The sequence below is a fragment of the Erythrobacter sp. NE805 genome, assembly GCF_046452355.1.
Lineage (GTDB): Bacteria > Pseudomonadota > Alphaproteobacteria > Sphingomonadales > Sphingomonadaceae > Erythrobacter.
The window spans coordinates 329,011-344,747 of sequence record NZ_JBKFDI010000003.1 but is presented as its reverse complement, the minus strand read 5'-3'; the positions used below and the strand labels follow the sequence as shown (position 1 = coordinate 344,747).

General features: G+C 68.7%; 17 protein-coding genes. 7 read left to right on the top strand and 10 right to left on the bottom strand.

Going from position 1 to position 15,737, the window contains the following annotated elements; genetic code table 11:
- The first annotated feature begins 4 nt into the window (after positions 1-4).
- Positions 5-1,333, top strand: a complete 1,329-nt coding sequence (locus tag ACLBKU_RS13200) for a dicarboxylate/amino acid:cation symporter (protein ID WP_410180016.1) — start codon at positions 5-7, stop codon at positions 1,331-1,333.
- 5 nt (positions 1,334-1,338) lie between these two features.
- Here ACLBKU_RS13200 and ACLBKU_RS13195 read toward each other — a convergent pair whose 3' ends face one another.
- Genes ACLBKU_RS13195 through dapB form a run of 4 tightly spaced genes read right to left on the bottom strand, consistent with a single transcriptional unit; the run spans position 1,339 to position 4,138 of the window.
- A complete protein-coding gene (locus ACLBKU_RS13195) occupies positions 1,339-1,752 on the bottom strand; it encodes a hypothetical protein (RefSeq protein ID WP_410180015.1) in 414 nt (137 codons plus the stop codon).
- 58 nt (positions 1,753-1,810) lie between these two features.
- Entirely contained in the window at positions 1,811-2,491 is a 681-nt protein-coding gene (nth, locus tag ACLBKU_RS13190) for an endonuclease III (protein WP_410180014.1), read from the bottom strand.
- 5 nt (positions 2,492-2,496) lie between these two features.
- Positions 2,497-3,393 (bottom strand): restriction endonuclease, encoded by an 897-nt coding sequence (locus tag ACLBKU_RS13185; RefSeq protein WP_410180013.1) that lies wholly within the window; start codon positions 3,391-3,393, stop codon positions 2,497-2,499.
- A gap of 16 nt (positions 3,394-3,409) precedes the next feature.
- Positions 3,410-4,138, bottom strand: a complete 729-nt coding sequence (dapB, locus tag ACLBKU_RS13180; RefSeq protein WP_410180012.1) for a 4-hydroxy-tetrahydrodipicolinate reductase — start codon at positions 4,136-4,138, stop codon at positions 3,410-3,412.
- Positions 4,139-4,246: 108 nt separating this feature from the next.
- Here dapB and ACLBKU_RS13175 point away from each other — a divergent pair, with 108 nt between their 5' ends.
- Complete coding sequence (locus ACLBKU_RS13175; RefSeq protein WP_410180011.1) at positions 4,247-4,969, top strand: NAD-dependent deacylase; 723 nt, start codon at positions 4,247-4,249, stop codon at positions 4,967-4,969.
- On the opposite strand, the gene ACLBKU_RS13170 is transcribed toward ACLBKU_RS13175, so the two are convergent.
- From ACLBKU_RS13170 to mutM, 6 genes are all read right to left on the bottom strand, one after another.
- Positions 4,938-5,231: a hypothetical protein gene (locus ACLBKU_RS13170; protein ID WP_410180010.1), complete on the bottom strand. Its 294-nt coding sequence runs from the start codon at positions 5,229-5,231 to the stop codon at positions 4,938-4,940. The two genes, ACLBKU_RS13175 and ACLBKU_RS13170, sit on opposite strands and share 32 nt — an antisense overlap.
- Before the next feature lie 105 nt (positions 5,232-5,336).
- Positions 5,337-6,107, bottom strand: coding sequence for a HesA/MoeB/ThiF family protein (locus tag ACLBKU_RS13165; RefSeq protein ID WP_410180009.1), 771 nt, complete (start codon positions 6,105-6,107; stop codon positions 5,337-5,339).
- Positions 6,104-6,526, bottom strand: a complete 423-nt coding sequence (locus ACLBKU_RS13160) for a DUF983 domain-containing protein (protein WP_410180008.1) — start codon at positions 6,524-6,526, stop codon at positions 6,104-6,106. Before ACLBKU_RS13160 ends, ACLBKU_RS13165 begins: the two co-directional genes overlap by 4 nt.
- A gap of 190 nt (positions 6,527-6,716) precedes the next feature.
- Positions 6,717-8,120: a chromosomal replication initiator protein DnaA gene (gene dnaA / locus ACLBKU_RS13155; RefSeq protein ID WP_410180183.1), complete on the bottom strand. Its 1,404-nt coding sequence runs from the start codon at positions 8,118-8,120 to the stop codon at positions 6,717-6,719.
- A gap of 528 nt (positions 8,121-8,648) precedes the next feature.
- Positions 8,649-8,909: a 30S ribosomal protein S20 gene (gene rpsT / locus ACLBKU_RS13150; protein WP_410180007.1), complete on the bottom strand. Its 261-nt coding sequence runs from the start codon at positions 8,907-8,909 to the stop codon at positions 8,649-8,651.
- 150 nt (positions 8,910-9,059) lie between these two features.
- Positions 9,060-9,875: a bifunctional DNA-formamidopyrimidine glycosylase/DNA-(apurinic or apyrimidinic site) lyase gene (gene mutM / locus ACLBKU_RS13145; RefSeq protein WP_410180006.1), complete on the bottom strand. Its 816-nt coding sequence runs from the start codon at positions 9,873-9,875 to the stop codon at positions 9,060-9,062.
- Positions 9,876-9,932: 57 nt separating this feature from the next.
- Between mutM and ACLBKU_RS13140 the strand changes: the two genes are divergently transcribed.
- From ACLBKU_RS13140 to dut, 5 genes are all read left to right on the top strand, one after another.
- Positions 9,933-10,688, top strand: coding sequence for a class I SAM-dependent methyltransferase (locus ACLBKU_RS13140; protein ID WP_410180005.1), 756 nt, complete (start codon positions 9,933-9,935; stop codon positions 10,686-10,688).
- Between the two features lie 145 nt (positions 10,689-10,833).
- On the top strand, positions 10,834-12,390 hold the full coding sequence (gene ubiB / locus ACLBKU_RS13135) for a 2-polyprenylphenol 6-hydroxylase (protein ID WP_410180004.1): 1,557 nt from the start codon (positions 10,834-10,836) through the stop codon (positions 12,388-12,390).
- A 19-nt stretch (positions 12,391-12,409) separates the two neighbouring features.
- The gene (locus ACLBKU_RS13130; RefSeq protein WP_410180003.1) at positions 12,410-13,531 is read left to right on the top strand and encodes a hypothetical protein; all 1,122 of its coding nucleotides are present in this window, start codon (positions 12,410-12,412) and stop codon (positions 13,529-13,531) included.
- 74 nt (positions 13,532-13,605) lie between these two features.
- A complete protein-coding gene (locus tag ACLBKU_RS13125) occupies positions 13,606-15,273 on the top strand; it encodes a bifunctional phosphopantothenoylcysteine decarboxylase/phosphopantothenate synthase (RefSeq protein ID WP_410180002.1) in 1,668 nt (555 codons plus the stop codon).
- Positions 15,270-15,722 carry a dUTP diphosphatase gene (gene dut / locus ACLBKU_RS13120; RefSeq protein WP_410180001.1) on the top strand — a complete coding sequence of 151 codons (453 nt, stop codon included), beginning with the start codon at positions 15,270-15,272 and terminating at the stop codon, positions 15,720-15,722. Before ACLBKU_RS13125 ends, dut begins: the two co-directional genes overlap by 4 nt.
- The last annotated feature ends 15 nt before the right edge of the window (positions 15,723-15,737 follow it).

Genomic DNA, 15,737 nt, shown 5'->3' with positions numbered 1-15,737 from the left:
GATCATGGACCGCAAGCTCACCCTCTACATCCTCGCCGGCATGGTGCTCGGCGTGGTGGTCGGCCAGGTGCTCAACACGCTGGTGGCGCCCGAAGTCATCAAGTCCGACATCGCGCCGTGGTTCAAGCTGCTCTCCGACATCTTCCTCAACCTCATCAAGATGCTGGTCGCGCCGCTGGTGCTCTCGACCATCGTCGTCGGCATCGCGCACATGGGCGACAGCGCGGCGCTTGGGCGCATCGGGGTGCGGGCGCTGGCGTGGTTCATCACCGCCTCGCTGGTCTCGATCGGGCTCGGCCTCGTGCTGGTGAACTTCTTCCAGCCCGGCATCGGCGCGCCGATCCCCGACGTCGCCGCCGCCACCGCGGCGGTCGGCGAGGTCAAGGAGCTGAAGGCGACCGACTTCATCCTCTCGATCTTCCCCAAGAACGCGGTCGAGGCGCTGGCGACCAACAACATCCTGCAAATCCTGGTGTTCTCGATCTTCGCCGGCGTCGCGCTCTCGGCGATCGGCGAGCGCGGCGCACCGCTGGTCAAGGGCGCGGATGCGCTGGCCGAAATGATGCTGCAAGTGACCGGCTATGTGATGCGCTATGCGCCCGTCGCGGTGTTCGGCGCGCTTGCCAACGTCGTCGCGGCGAGCGGGCTGTCGATCCTCGGCACCTACCTCCAGCTGCTCACCGAGTTCTACTTCTCGCTGGTGCTGCTGTGGGTGATCCTGCTTTCGGCGGGCGCGGTGTTCCTCGGGCGGCGCATCTGGCAGCTGATCCGCTACATCCGCCAGCCGCTGATGATCGCCTTCTCGACCGCTTCCTCCGAGGCCGCGCTGCCCAAGCTGTTCGAGCAGCTCGACCGCTTCGGCGTGCCGCGCCGCATCTCGGGCTTCATGCTGCCGCTGGGCTATTCGTTCAATCTCGACGGCTCGATGATGTACATGAGCTTCGCGACGATCTTCATCGCGCAGGCCTACGGCATCGATCTCAGCATCGGCACGCAGATCATGATCCTGCTGACGCTGATGATCTCGTCCAAGGGCATCGCCGCCGTGCCGCGCGCGAGCCTCGTGGTCATCACCGGCACCCTCGCGATGTTCGGCCTGCCGGTCGAGGGCGTGGCGATCATCCTCGCCATCGACCAGTTCCTCGACATGGGCCGCACCGCGACCAACGTCGTCGGCAACGCCGTCGCGACCGCGGTCATCACCAAGTGGGAGGGGATGCTCGAGGTCGAGGAACCCGAGTTCGTGCCCCACCCCGAGGCGCCGGGGCCGACGGCTGCCGGAGGCCGGGCAGGGCTGGAGCTCGATGCGGGGAACTTCGGGGAAGGGCGGTAGGAGGCCTACTCCTTCACATACTCCACCGGCACGAACGCGCCCAGCGAGCAGCCCGCGCCGCGCTGGAGGTTGCCGCCGATGGTCTGGAGCACGTAGACGATCTGCGGGGTGCAGAGCTGGTCGATCGAAGTCTCGTAGGTGATCGCGCGCTCGATCCCGAGGCTCGGGCAGCGGCTTTGCAGCGTGTTGCGATAGACCTTGCCGCCCTGCATCTCGAAGTCGATCACCTGGTCGGAGCGCACCACCGTGTTGCGCACCTGGGAGCGGTTGATGCAGCTCTCGCTTGCGCCCAGGACGCGCGCCGCCGGGGCCTTGGCGATCTCCGCCTGCGAGCGCGCGGCGTCGGCGGTGGGGTCGGGGGCGCAGGCCGCAAGAGCGAGGAGCGGCAGCGGGGCGAGTGCGAGGAAGCGCAAGGTCATGGCGTGTCTCTCCACCTGGGAAGCGCGCCCATGATCGCCCGCGCGCTTGAACGGCGCCTTAATCCACGCTGGCTTCCAGCTCGGCAGCGCCGCGGCCCTTGGGAGGCTCCATCACCTTCTTCCGGTAGCTGCACAGGTCACAGACCTTGCAGCGCCAGCACTCCGGGGTGCGCGCCTTGCAGACATAGCGCCCGTGGAGGATCATCCAGTGGTGCGAATCCCGCCGGAAGGGCTGAGGCACGCGCTTTTCGAGCTTCGCCTCGACAGCCTCGGGGGTCTTGCCCTTGGCCATCCCGGTGCGGTTGGAGAGGCGGAAGATGTGGGTGTCGACCGCAAAGGTTTCCTGCCCGAACCAGCAATTGAGCACGACATTGGCGGTCTTGCGGCCCACGCCGGGGAGCCTCACCAGCGCATCGCGGCTGCCGGGCACCTGCCCGCCATGCTCATCGACGAGGATCTGCGAGAGGGCGATGACGTTCCTGGCCTTGGAATTGAACAGGCCGATGGTCTTGATGTGCTCCTTCAATCCCTCCTCGCCCAGCGCCAGCATCTGATGCGGCGCCTCGACCTTCCGGAACAGCGCCCGGGTCGCCTTGTTCACCCCGACATCGGTCGCCTGCGCGGACAGCGTGACGGCGACGAGCAGCTGGTAGGCATTGCCATATTCCAGCTCGGTCTGGGGCGAGGGGTTGTCCTCGGCAAGCCGGCGGAAGAATTCGAAGATCTGGTCGCGGGTCATATGGTTTAGACGCTGCTGAACCAATCAGCGTCGACGATTACTCGTTCGATCATTTCAGTCGACACACCCAAGCGGTTCTCTTTCAGCAGATCACAGAGTCGATCACCATCGATCAGGTCGATTGCAATGGCCCCATCTCTAGTCGCCTCATCTGATGCTTGGCTCGTGAAATGGCCGGTCGTGATGAAGAGCCCTTTATCGGCGCGCCCTTGAACTGCACCGCGGAAGTCACGAATTTCCTTGGAGGCCACGCTTCCGACCCAGCGCTTGCATTGAAAGTAAACCTGAAACGACACTAGATTTACGCGCAACACGCCAAGCCCATCAATGCCACCATCATTGGATTTGCCGCGGACTTCCACTTTGGTGAAGCCAGCCTCACGAAGCAGACGTTGAGACAAGCGCTCAAAAGCGCTTGGATGCATTGCGCCAAGAACGCTCAGCAGCTTTCGTTTCCAATCTTCGCCGTCATCTGGCCCCTCGTTATCGGGTTCCTCAATCAGAGGGGCGGCGTTCTTTTGGGCAAGGCGTTTCTGCCTCGCCTTCTCGCGTTCTTCCAGCCCCACCTGATCATAAATTGCTTGGGTTTCCTGTATAGTTTGAAGGGCCTGACCTTGATCGGTAAGTGCCCATACACCCCTAGCAGAGTTCTTGACTGCGCCGCCCCTCTTTAAATATGTTCTCGCCCAAGCAAGATAATAATTGACCCGCGGCCTATTATCAAATCCTTTCATCTGATAAGATTGTTCAATCTCAGTGACGCCTTCGAGTTCAACCACTTTTTCATCAAGTTCATGTATTGTTGCTGATCCACCAAGATCTTTTAATGCCTCGACAATGGCGAGCATCATGCCCGGCAAATACGGCAATGACTCTTCATCAACTTCAAACTTGCGGCCCATTCATTGCTCCCCCAAGTCACAGCCCGAGCACGTCGTTCATGCCGTAGCGCCCGGCGGGCTGGCCGGCGAGCCACTCGGCCGCCTTCACCGCACCGCGGGCGAAGATCATGCGGTTTTCCGCCGAGTGCGACAGCACGAGGCGCTCCTCGCTGCCGGCGAAGATCACCGAGTGCTCGCCCGCGACGGTGCCGCCGCGCAGGGTCGCGAAGCCGATCGCGCCTGCCGCGCGCGCGCCCGTCATGCCGTGGCGGCCGCTCTCCATGTTCTCGGCGAGCGCGATGCCGCGCCCGGCCGCCGCCGCCTCGCCCAGCAGTTTGGCGGTGCCCGAGGGCGCGTCGACCTTCATGCGGTGGTGCATCTCGAGCACCTCGATGTCCCAGTCGCTCCCGAGCCGCGCCGCCGCCTCGTGCACGAGGTGCGCGAGCAGCGTGACGCCCAATGAGAAGTTCCCCGATTGCAGCACCGGCACGGCGCGCGCGGCCTCGGCGAGGCTGACGAAGTGCGGCTCCTCGAGCCCGGTGGTGCCGACCACGATAGGCTTGCCCGCCGCGCGCGCCGCCGCGAGGTTCGCCGCGAGCGCGTCGGGCGCCGAGAAGTCGATCAGGACGTCGCACTGCGCGGCATGGGGCGCGATACTCCCGCCGGCATCGACGCCGACGCACAGCGCGTGCCCCGCATCGGCGATCGCCGCCTCCAGCGCGCGGCCCATCCGGCCCTTGTGCCCGATCACCCCGAATTGCAGCATCCACTCAACTCCGTTCGCCCTGAGCTTGTCGAAGGGCCGTATTTCCCTTTAGCTGGGTTGCCAAGGAAGTGCAGTCCCTTGGCAAGCTCAGGACGAACGGATGGAAGCATGAACACGCCCGGTAGCATCGTCATCCTCACCGGTGCCGGGATCTCGGCCGAGAGCGGGATCGACACCTTCCGCTCGGCGGGCGGGCTGTGGGAGCAGCACCGGGTGGAGGATGTCGCCACGCCCGAGGGCTTCGCGCGCGATCCCGACCTCGTGCTCGGCTTCTACGACATGCGGCGCGCGGGGCTGGCGAAGGTCGGCCCCAATCCCGCTCACGAGGCCCTTGCCCAGCTGGAGCGCGAATTTCCCGGCGAGCTGCTGCTGGTCACCCAGAACGTCGACGATCTCCACGAGCGCGGCGGATCGCAGCGCGTCCTGCACATGCACGGCGAGCTGAAGAGTGCGCTGTGCACCTCCTGCGGAATGCGCAGTCGCTGGGAGGAGACGATGATCGACCGCCCACCGTGCCCGGTCTGCCACGCGCCAAGCCTGCGCCCCGACGTCGTGTGGTTCGGCGAGATGCCCTACCGGATGGAGCGTATCTATGCGGCCCTCGAGGCCTGCGACCTGTTCGTGTCCATCGGGACGAGCGGTGCGGTCTACCCCGCCGCCGGCTTCGTGCAGGAAGCCCGGGCGAGCGGCGCGCGCACGCTCGAGCTCAATCTCGAGCCCTCGGAAGGCTCGCGCCTGTTCCACGAGAGCCGCCTCGGCCCGGCGAGCGTGCTGGTGCCCGGCTGGGTCGATGAGGTGCTCAGTCGGGCGGTGTCCGGGTCGTCGGCGTAGGCGGGTTCGCGCCGCGCTCCTGGCTCCAGCTGCGGCCGCCGTCGGTCGGCGCAACACGATCGGTGGGGAGCCCTTCGCGGCTATCCGCCGCGCGTTCGTCGGCGCGCGTGCCGGTGTCCTCCATGCGCTCGCGCTGGGCGACGGCGGCGTCCTTGTGCTGGGCCTGCGCCTTGCGGGCGCGCAGCCACGAGAGGATGACCAGCACCAGCACGATGCCGATCGTGGCAAAGGCGAGGGCGCCGACGATGTCGAAATTCTGCATGTTGGCCTCCTTGGGTGGAGGCAGGCTGACCCGGCGGCGGCGGCGATGTTCCGGGCAGGCGGCCATTCCGTGCCGCGCCGTGGCGACAGCAGGGCAGGGCGAGGCCTAGGGCGCGCCGCAGGCCTTGCAGGCGGGGTCCTTGGCGATGCGGATCGTGCGCAGTGAGGGTTCGAGCCCGTCGAGCACGTGGAGGCGGCCCCAGCCCGGCGCGCCCAGGCCGCTGACCCCCGCCAGCAGCACCTTGACCGTCTGGAGCGCGGCAAAGGTGCCCGCCCACCCGGCCATCGCGCCGAGCATGCCGTCGTCCGCGCAGGTGTCGCAGTCCTCGGCATCGAAGGCGTCGCCGACGAAGCAGCGGTAGCAGGCCTCGCCCTCGAGGTGTCCCGCGAAGGCCGCGACCTGGCCCTGGAAGCGGCCCACGGCGGCCGAGAGCAACGGGATGCCCGCCGCGACGCAGGCGTCCGAGACCGCGAGGCGGGTCGCGAAATTGTCGGTCCCGTCGAGGACGAGGTCCGCGCCCGCGATCAGGCTCGCGGCGTTCTCCGGGGTGATCCGCGCGTCGGACACGTCGACGCTCAGCGAATCGTCGAAATTCGCCAGCCAGCGCCGCGCCGAGACCGCCTTGCCGTGGCCCACGTCGCGGGTGGTGAAGATCGTCTGGCGCTGGAGGTTCGAGACGTCGACCACGTCGTCGTCGACCAGCGCGAGGCGGCCGATCCCGCTCGCGGCGAGATATTGCAGGGCGGGCGAGCCGATCCCGCCGAGGCCGATCACCGCCACCCGCGATTCGGCGAGGCGCACCTGCCCCGCGCCGCCGACCTCGGGCAGCACGATGTGCCGCGCGAAGCGCTCGAGTCGTGCATTGCCAAGGCTCAACGCGGGTGGTCCTCCCCGCGCCGCTCCTGCCGGAAGGCGCCGATCCCCTGCCACCACAGGAAGGCGATCACCGCGCCCTTGGAGGGCTGGAGCATCGCGATCAGCATGAGGATCGCGACAGGCAGGGTGATCGCCAGCGTGAGCGCGGCCGAGAGGTGCCATGTGGCGATCATCGCGATCACGACGGGCGCGAGCAGGTGGCCGACCACGAAGATGCCGATATAGGCCGGAAAGTCGTCTGCGCGCTGGAGCGACCAGTCCTGCCGGCAATGCGCGCAGGCCTCGACCGGCTTGAGCCACTTGGCGAACAGCGGCGCCGCGCCGCAGCGCGGGCAGCAGCCCTTTACCCCGCGCATGAGGGCCCCCGCCCAGCCATGCGGCAGGTCGACGAGCTCGGGAGAAAGCGGCTGAGAAGGCATGGGAAGGCTGTTTACAGCCTGTGCGCCGCCTGTCGACATCCCTGTTGAAGGGCCTGTCGAAACTGCGGTGAGACGGTGTGGACGTTTGGCGGGGCCCACCCCCGGCCCCTCCCGCAAGCGGGAGGGGAGAAGAAGGCGCCGTCCATTCCCCCCCCCCCCGCTTGCGGGAGGGGTCAGGGGTGGGCGCGAATCAGCTCTCCAGCTGCCGCAGCAGGCTCCGCACGTCGCCGTCCATGTCGGCGTCGCGCTGGCGCAGGTCTTCGATGAGGCGCACCGCGTGGATCACCGTCGAGTGGTCGCGCCCGCCGAACTTGCGCCCGATCTCGGGGTAGCTGCGGGGGGTGAGCACCTTGGAGAGGTACATCGCCACCTGCCGCGGTCGCACCACCGCCCGGGCGCGGCGCTTGGAGCTCATTTCGGCGCGGTCGATGCGGTAGAACTGGCAGACGGTGCGCTGGATCTCGTCGATGGTGATGCGGCGGCGGTTCGCGGAGAGGATGTCGGTGAGCTGCTCCTCGGCGAGTTGCAGCGAGACGTCCTGCCCGGTGAGCTGGGCATAGGCGATGAGCTTGTTGAGCCCGCCGACCAGCTCGCGCACGTTCCTCGTGATGGTGCGGGCGAGGAAGTCGACCACGTCCTCGGGCACGCTGAGCGGCGCGAATCGCACCAGCTTGCTGACGAGGATCTTCTTCCTGAGCTCGATGTCGGCGGGCTGGATGTCGGCGACGAGGCCCATCGACAGCCGCGACAGGAGGCGCGGCTCGACCCCGTCGAGCGCCTGCGGTGCGCGATCGGCGGCGAAGACCAGCCGCTTGCCCTCCGCGAGCAGCGCGTCGATCGTGTAGAGCAGCTCTTCCTGCGCGCTCGCCTTGCCGATGATGAACTGGATGTCGTCCACCAGCAGCAGGTCGAAGCTGCGCAGGCGCGCCTTGAACTCGATCGTCTGGCTCGACTTCAGCGCCTGCACGAACTCGACCATGAAGCGCTCGGCCGAGCAGTAGAAGATCCGCGCGCGCGGGTGGGCGTGGAGGTAGCCGTGGCCGATCGCGTGGAGGAGGTGGGTCTTGCCCTGGCCGGTCGCCGCCTTGAGGTAGAGCGGCGAGAACTGCGGCTGTTCGAGCGCGGCCATGCGCTGCGCCGCATTGCAGGCGAGGATGTTCGCCTCGCCGGTGACAAAGGCGGCGAAGGTCAGCGACGGGTCGAGCCCCACCGAGGAGGTGAAGGTCGCATCGCCCAGCGCCCCCGCGGCCATCGCGATGGCGCTCGCGCCGTCATTGGCGGGGCGGCGGCCGTCGTCGAGGCGCAGGTCGGGCAGCTGGCGGCGGCCCGGGTGGACCATGATGTTGACCTTGCGCACTTCCGAGCGGGCAATGCTCCAGGCGAGCTGGAGCCGGTCGTGGAAGCGGTCGCGTACCCAGTTGGCCGAGAACTCGGTCGGCAGGTAGAGGTCGAGCGTGCCGCACTCGCGGTTCAGGGCGCCGAGCTGGATCGGCTTGATCCACTGGCTGTGCAGCTGGTGGCCCAGATCCTTGCGCAGACCCTGACTGATGTCGGACCAGTCGGCAGCGAGATTAACGGCTTCGGCATCCTCCATCAGATGTTCGTCTGCCTGGCGGCCCGCGGTGCGCGCCTTGTCAGTCCTGTGCACAAGCTCATCCCCAATTCACGCGAGGTCCGCGACGGCCCTGCGGCCGCGCCAACGCATCTTGATCCCATTCGCGACAGGCACTGCCTTTCCCACCGCGGAATCATCGATCCCGCGGAACCCCCCTGTCGGCCAGTTTGTAAAAGCACCCGGACTGTCCCGCGCCGGGTGGAGGTTCTTGTTAGGAAGGCGAGGGCCCTCAGCGCAACCGCGGAATTTTAAAAAAAGTGAAATATTCCTGTTGACTCAGGTGTGACCCGCAGGCTTGCGTTCAAACCGTTGGAATTGCTCCAATTATCTGCTTGGGACCGCGCGAATCGCGGGGAATCCTGAGGTTTGCGCAGGGTCTTGCCGGGTCGTCGGGCGCAAGCAAAAGGGCCGCGCTCATCGAACGCGGCCCTTGGCATCTGTGAGGTTTCCGGCGCTACGCGGAAAAACCTAAATCAGGATAATAAGTTTTGGCTCGCCCTAAGCGAATCAGATCGCCGCGACGCGGCGCGTCAGGCGCGACATCTTGCGCGCGACGGTGTTCTTGTGGAGCACGCCGCGGGCGACGCCGCGGGCCATTTCGGGCTGGGCCGCCTTGAGCGCCGCCGCGGCCGCTTCCTTGTCGCCGGCTTCGCACGCGGCTTCCACCTTCTTGATGAAGCTGCGGATGCGGCTGATTCGCGCACCGTTGATGGCGGCGCGGGAGGCGTTGCGGCGGATGCGCTTCTTGGCTTGCGGCGTATTGGCCATAATTCGTGTCTGTCTCGCGTTTGGTTCGGGCCGCCTGCGCGACCGGAAAACTCGTGTCGGGTTGCTCGAAAAGGGGCGAGCGAGCCAAGGCCCGACCGCCGGAAAGCGCCGCCCATAGTGAGAACCGGCCCGAAGGTCAACGATTCTCCCTTACTTCTGGCACACCGGGCAGAACCACGTGCTGCGCCCACCCTGCGCGATGCGCCGGATGGTGCCGCCGTCCTCGCGCCGGCAGGGCTGGCCCTCGCGCCCGTAGACGTCGAAGCTCGAGGCGAAGTAGCCGAGCTCGCCGTCGGGGCGGGCATAGTCGCGCAAGGTCGAGCCGCCGTCGCGGATCGAGGCCTCGAGCACTGCGACGATCGCCGGCACGAGCCGCGCGCGCTGCGGCCCCGTCACCTTGCCAGCGGGGTTGGTCGGCCTGATCCCGGCGCGCCACAGCGCCTCGCAGACATAGATGTTGCCGAGCCCCGCGACGATCCGCTGGTCGAGCAGCGCGAGCTTGATCGACACGGCCTTGCCCGCGAGCGCCGCCTTGAGGTGCGCCGCCGTCAACCCCGGCCCGAGCGGCTCCGGCCCCAGCGCGGCGAATTGCGGCCACTCCTCCAGCCGGTCGGTCGGCACGAGATCGACCGAGCCGAAGCGCCGCGGGTCGCACAGGGCAAAGCGGTGCGCGGCGGTGTCGAGCAGCAGGTGGTCGTGAACGTCCGGCGTCTCGGGATCGATCCGCCAGCGCCCGCTCATGCCGAGGTGGAAGATCATCGTCATGGCGCGGTCGAGATGGATGAGGCCATACTTCGCCCGCCGCCCGAGCGCGGTCACGGTGGCGCCGGTCATCACCTGCACGAGATCGGCGGGGAACGGGCGGCGCAGGTCGGCGCGGTTGAGCGTCACCCGAGCGATCCGCTCGCCCTCGAGGAACCGCGCAAGGCCGCGGACGGTCGTTTCGACTTCAGGGAGTTCAGGCATTTCCCGGTCCTCCTATCACCCTTTGCCTTGGCGGCAATTCCTTCTAGGGAACCGGGCATGAGCGATACCACCGACGAAACCGTCTCCTTCGGCTACCAGCAGGTCACCCCCCAGGAAAAGACCCGCAAGGTCGGCGAGGTCTTCTCGAGCGTCGCGAAGAAGTACGACATCATGAACGATGCCATGTCGGGCGGGATGCACCGGCTGTGGAAGGACCGCTTCGTGCGCCGCGTGAAGCCGAGAGCAGGCGAGCAGATCCTCGACATGGCGGGCGGCACCGGCGACATCGCCTTCCGGATGGCGGCAAGGGGCGCGCACATTACGGTCGCCGACATCAACCAGGACATGCTCGACGTCGGCGCCGAGCGCGCGCTGGAGCGTGGTTTCGACGAGGAGGACGGCAGCCTTGTCTTCACCCGCCAGAACGCCGAGGAGGTGAGCTTCGCCTCGAACAGCTTCGATGCCTACACCATCGCCTTCGGCATCCGGAACGTCACCCATATCGACCGCGCCCTCAAGGAGGCGCTGCGGGTATTGAGGCCGGGCGGGCGGTTCTTCTGCCTCGAGTTCTCGACGGTCGAGTGGTCGGGGCTGAAGGAGGCCTACGACCTCTATTCCGAGCACCTCCTGCCGCGCATGGGCCAGGCGATCGCCGGGGACGCGGACTCCTACCGCTACCTCGCCGAATCGATCCGCAAGTTCCCGCCCATGCCGGCCTTCGAGGCGATGATCCGGCAGGCTGGCTTCGCCAACACGAAGGTCGAGCCGATCATGGGCGGGCTGGTGGCGATCCACTCGGGGTGGAAGATTTGAGCGCTGTGACTGACCCACCCCTCCCGCTTGCGGGAGGGGCAGCGAGACTTGGCGCGCAGCGCCTAGTCGCAGCGGGGTGGGCGACCGCCGCCGCCCTCCTTGCCCACCCCCGGCCCCTCCCGCAAGCGGGAGGGGAGGCGCAGGCATGACCTCCTCGCTCGTTCACCTCTCCCGCCTGTTCCGCTGGGGCGTGACGCTTGCCCGTCGGCGTGCGCTGGTGGGGATCGAGAACGACCCCAATGCGCCGCTCGCGGTGCGCCAGTTCGTGCGCCTCGCGCGGCTCGCGACACTGACGGGCAAGCGCGGCAAGCCCGACTATGCGGGCGCCTTCCGCGCGATCGGCCCGGCGGCGATCAAGCTCGGGCAGAGCCTCGCGACGCGGCCCGACCTCGTCGGCGAGGAAGCGGCGAACAACCTCCTGTCCCTGCAGGACAGCCTGCCGCCCGTGCCCTTCGCGCAGATCCGCGCGGCGATCGAGAGCAGCTTCGGCCAGCCGCTCGAGAACCTCTTTTCCGAGATCGACCCCGAGCCGGTCGGCGCGGCGAGCATCGCGCAGGTCCACCGCGCCGTCACCACCGACGGGCGCAAGGTCGCGGTCAAGGTGCTGCGCCCGGGCATCCGCGAGAAGTTCGCCCGCGACATCCAGACCTACGAATGGGCCGCCGCCCATGTCGAGGCGATGGGCGGGGAGGCCGCGCGCCTGCGCCCGCGGCTCACCATCGCCAACTTCAAGCGCTGGACCAATTCCGAGCTCGACCTGCGCCGCGAGGCGGCCAGCGCCTCCGAGCTCGCCGAGCAGATGGCGGGCGTCCCCGGCTACCGCATCCCGAACGTCGACTGGGACCGCACCAACGGGCGGGTGATGACGGTCGAGTGGATCGACGGGATCAAGATCAGCCGTGTCGAGGAGCTGCGCGCGCGCGGGCACGACCTCGCGGCGATCTCCGAGAAGCTCGTCATCAGCTTCCTCACCCAGGCGATCAGCACCGGCTTCTTCCACGCCGACATGCACCAGGGGAACCTCTTCGTCGAGGACGACGGCACCATCGTCGCGATCGACTTCGGGATCATGGGCCGCATCGACCGCCGCGCGCGGCAATGGCTCGCCGAGATTCTCTACGGCCTGACGACGGGCAACTACCAGCGCGTCGCCGAGATTCACTTCGAGGCGCAGTATGTGCCGAGCTACCACTCGGTCGGCGAGTTCGCGACGGCGCTCAGGGCCGTGGGCGAGCCGATGCGGGGCAAGCCGGTCAAGGAGCTCTCGGTCGGCCAGATGCTCGACGGGCTCTTCGCGATCACCCGCGACTTCGACATGCAGACCCAGCCGCACCTGCTGCTGCTCCAGAAGACGATGGTGATGGTCGAGGGGATCGCGACCCAGCTCAACCCCGACATCAACATGTGGGACACCGCCGCGCCCTATGTGCGCGAGTGGATCCGCGACGAGCTGGGGCCGGAAGCCGCGCTCGCTGACCGCTTGAAGCAGGACACCGAGACGCTGCTGCGCCTCCCCGGCCTGATCCGCCGCGTCGAGGAGATGTTCCCGCCCAAGGGCGGCGCGCCCGAACCGCCGCCGCTGCCCGAGATCGTGCTGTTCACCGACAAGCGCGAGGGGCGCGGGGTGCTCGGCTACGTGCTGGCCGCGGTGCTCGGCGGCGGCGCGGTGTGGGGCGCGCTGGCGGCTGGCTGGATCGGCTGATCCGGGCCGGGGGGCGGGGATGAGCGCAGACACGCTTCTCGCCCGGTGGGAGGCGCTCGGCCGCCCGCTCAAGCGCCTGCCACGCTGGGGCGCCGCACTGGTGCTGGCGCTTCTCGCCGCCGCGATGGCCTGGGCCGCGGTCGCGACCGCGCCGGTCGACCGCGCCGAGCGGGCGGTGAACCCCTCGACCCTCGCCGCCAAGCCCGCCAGCCCGGCCGAGGTTGCGAAGGGCGACGGCGACCTCGCGCTCTACGCCCGCATCGCCGCGCGGGTCGCGGCGGGCGAGGGCTACTACCCCTCCGCGATGGACGAGCAGCGGCGCGACAATTACCCGACCCGGCCCTTCGTGGCGGTGCGCCAGCCGACGCTCGCGTGGCTCCAGGCCGCGATCGGCGTGGACGGGGTGCGATACCTCGAATGGGCGCTTGTCGCCGCCTGCCTGCTTGCGCTCCAGCTGCGACTCGCCCCACTGGTGGCGCTGCCCGAGCGGCTCGCTGCGCTGGTGCTCATGACATTGGGCGGCGCGGCGGCGGCGGTGCCGCTCGCCGGGCTGATCCACGAGCTTCTCGCCGGGCTGCTGCTCACGCTCGCGCTGCTGATCCACCGCGCGGAGCGCTGGTGGCCCGCGCTGATCGCGGCGGCGGCGGCGCTCGCGGTGCGCGAGCTCGCGGTGCCCTTCGTCCTGCTCTGGCTCGTCTTCGCGCTCGCCGCACGGCGCTGGCGGGAAGCGGGCGCCGTCGCCGCGCTGCTCGCGCTCTTCGCCGCAGGCATGGGGCTCCACTCCCTCGCGGTCGAGGCCGCGCGGCTGCCGGGCGATCCGGCCTCGCAGGGGTGGGACGCCTTGGCGGGTTACGGCCTGCCGCTCATGGCGCTGTGGCGGCTCACCGGCCTCGCGCTCCTGCCGGTGAGCCTCGGGGCGGCGATCGCGGTGCTGCCGCTCCTCGGCTGGCTGTCGCTCGGCGGTCGGCTCGGGCTGTTCGCGGCGCTGTGGTTCGCCGGGCTCGCCACGATGGTCGCGCTGTTCGCGCGGCCGGAGAACTTCTACTGGGTGCAGCTGGCCCTGCCCGCCTACGGCATCGGCCTCGCCTTCGCCCCGCGCGCGATCCTCGAACTGGGGCGGGCCGTCGCAAGGCAAACTTAACCAAACTTTGCGAAGGCTCGCGCGAAGCACTATGTCCGTGACTGCGATGAAGGGCCGCGAAAGGCGAGAAGCGAATGAGCGTTGAGGCGGCGGCGCCCTCCAGAGGCCCGCGCATCCTGCTGGTGGTCGGCGGCGGCATCGCGGCCTACAAGGCCTGCGAGCTCGTGCGCCTGATCCGCAAGGGCGGGGGCGAGGTGACCTGCGTGCTCACCAGGGGCGGGCAGCAGTTCGTCACCCCGATGGCGCTCGCCGCGCTCTCCGAGAATCAGGTCTACACCAACCTCTTCGACCTCAAGAACGAGGCGGAGATGGGGCATATCCAATTGAGCCGCGAGGCCGACCTCGTGGTGGTGTGCCCGGCGACCGCGGACTTGCTCGCCAAGATGGCGAACGGCATTGCCGACGATCTCGCGACGACGCTGATCCTCGCCACCGACAAGCCGGTGATGGCGATCCCTGCGATGAACGTGCGGATGTGGGAACACGCCGCGACCCAGCGCAACATCGAGCTGCTGCGCGCGGCGGGCGTCACCGTGCTCCACCCCGACAAGGGCCCGATGGCCTGCGGCGAATTCGGCTATGGCCGCCTGCCCGAGCCCGAGGCGATCTGGCGCGAGGTCGCGGGCCATTTCGGCATCGCGGTGCCCGATTCCCAGCCGCTGCTCGCCGCGCCCCGCATCGACGTCGAGGCGCTCGAGCCCGAGGAGGAGGACGACGCGCCGGTCGCCGAGCCCGAGGGCGGCCTCAGCGGCTTCTTCGCGCGGATCATCCCGCGCTCGACCGCCAAGCGCACCCACGCGGAAATCGAGGCCGAGTACGAGGACCTCCCCGATCCCGGCTTCGAGGGCCTGCCGCTCCCCGAGGAAGAGCCCGCGCCCGCGTTCGATCCCGATCTTGCCGGGCCGCTGCTGGCGAAAAAGGGCAAGGCCGGCGCCGCTCCGCCGATCGACCTTGCCGCGATCAACCACGTCGTCGACCCGCGCAAGGCCGCGCCCGAACTGCTCGCGCCCGCGGTGCCCGACGCCATCGAGGTCGAGTTCGGCGAAGTGGCCGAGGGCGATGCGCTCGGCGTGGTGCCGACCCATCGCCCGCTCGCAGGCCGCCACGTGCTTGTCACCGCCGGGCCGACCTGGGAGGCGCTCGATCCGGTGCGCTACATCGCCAATCGCTCGAGCGGGAAGCAGGGCTTCGCGATCGCCGCCGCCGCCGCCGCATTGGGCGCGCGGGTGACGCTGGTCGCCGGGCCGGTCGCCTTGAAGACCCCCGCGGGCGTCCACCGCATCGACGTCGAAAGCGCGCTCGACATGGCCGAGGCGGTGCGCCGGGCGCTCCCCGCCGATGTTGCGGTGATGGTCGCCGCGGTCGCCGACTGGCGGCCCAAGGAGTACCGGGCCGAGAAGATCAAGAAGCGCGGCTCGGCCCCCCCCGCGCTCGTGCTCACCGAGAACCCCGACATCCTCACCAATGTCGCGGGCGCCCCGCGCCGCCCCGAACTGGTGATCGGTTTTGCCGCCGAGACCGAGAACATGCTCGAACACGCCAAGGCCAAGCGCAAGCGCAAGGGCGCGGACTGGATCGTCGCCAACGATGTTTCGGGTGACGTGATGGGCGGCGACAACAACCGCGTCACCATCGTCAGCGGCGACGGGGTCGAGGTGCTCGACGAGATGCCCAAGGCCGCGGTCGCGATGGCGCTGGTCGAGCGGATCGCCGCGAGCCTCCGGGCGGAAGCGGCCGAATGAGCATCAAGATCGAAGTCAAGCGCCTGCCCCACGGGGCGGGCCTGCCGCTCCCCGCCTATGCCACGACAGGCGCGGCGGGGATGGACGTGGTGAGCGCCGAGGAGGTGACCCTCGCCCCCGGCGCGCGCCACGCGGTCGCGACCGGCCTCGCGCTCGCGATCCCCGCAGGCTACGAGATCCAGGTCCGCCCGCGCTCGGGCCTCGCGCTCAAGCACGGCATTTCTGTGCCCAATACCCCCGGCACGATCGATTCGGATTATCGCGGCGAGCTGAAGGTGATCCTCATCAACCACGGGCAGGAACCCTTCGCCATCGCTCGCGGCGACCGCATCGCCCAGCTGGTCCTCGCCCCGGTGGTGCAGGCGGAATGGGACGAGGTCGAGGAACTCGACTCGACCGAGCGCGGCGCAGGAGGCTTCGGCTCGACCGGGGGGCACGCGCGGCTCTGAAGGGCCGATTGCTGT

Bases quoted from the DNA above. Each gene is read 5' to 3' on its own strand.
- ACLBKU_RS13130 (WP_410180003.1), top strand. From the start codon at position 12,410: ATGAGCGCAGACACGCTTCTCGCCCGGTGGGAGGCGCTCGGCCGCCCG.
- dut (WP_410180001.1), top strand. From the start codon at position 15,270: ATGAGCATCAAGATCGAAGTCAAGCGCCTGCCCCACGGGGCGGGCCTG.
- mutM (WP_410180006.1), bottom strand. From the start codon at position 9,875: ATGCCTGAACTCCCTGAAGTCGAAACGACCGTCCGCGGCCTTGCGCGG.
- nth (WP_410180014.1), bottom strand. From the start codon at position 2,491: ATGACCCGCGACCAGATCTTCGAATTCTTCCGCCGGCTTGCCGAGGAC.
- ACLBKU_RS13200 (WP_410180016.1), top strand. From the start codon at position 5: ATGGACCGCAAGCTCACCCTCTACATCCTCGCCGGCATGGTGCTCGGC.
- ACLBKU_RS13125 (WP_410180002.1), top strand. From the start codon at position 13,606: ATGAGCGTTGAGGCGGCGGCGCCCTCCAGAGGCCCGCGCATCCTGCTG.
- dnaA (WP_410180183.1), bottom strand. From the start codon at position 8,120: ATGGAGGATGCCGAAGCCGTTAATCTCGCTGCCGACTGGTCCGACATC.
- ACLBKU_RS13170 (WP_410180010.1), bottom strand. From the start codon at position 5,231: ATGCAGAATTTCGACATCGTCGGCGCCCTCGCCTTTGCCACGATCGGC.
- ACLBKU_RS13140 (WP_410180005.1), top strand. From the start codon at position 9,933: ATGAGCGATACCACCGACGAAACCGTCTCCTTCGGCTACCAGCAGGTC.
- ACLBKU_RS13185 (WP_410180013.1), bottom strand. From the start codon at position 3,393: ATGGGCCGCAAGTTTGAAGTTGATGAAGAGTCATTGCCGTATTTGCCG.
- ACLBKU_RS13175 (WP_410180011.1), top strand. From the start codon at position 4,247: ATGAACACGCCCGGTAGCATCGTCATCCTCACCGGTGCCGGGATCTCG.
- dapB (WP_410180012.1), bottom strand. From the start codon at position 4,138: ATGCTGCAATTCGGGGTGATCGGGCACAAGGGCCGGATGGGCCGCGCG.
- ACLBKU_RS13160 (WP_410180008.1), bottom strand. From the start codon at position 6,526: ATGCCTTCTCAGCCGCTTTCTCCCGAGCTCGTCGACCTGCCGCATGGC.
- rpsT (WP_410180007.1), bottom strand. From the start codon at position 8,909: ATGGCCAATACGCCGCAAGCCAAGAAGCGCATCCGCCGCAACGCCTCC.
- ubiB (WP_410180004.1), top strand. From the start codon at position 10,834: ATGACCTCCTCGCTCGTTCACCTCTCCCGCCTGTTCCGCTGGGGCGTG.
- ACLBKU_RS13195 (WP_410180015.1), bottom strand. From the start codon at position 1,752: ATGACCTTGCGCTTCCTCGCACTCGCCCCGCTGCCGCTCCTCGCTCTT.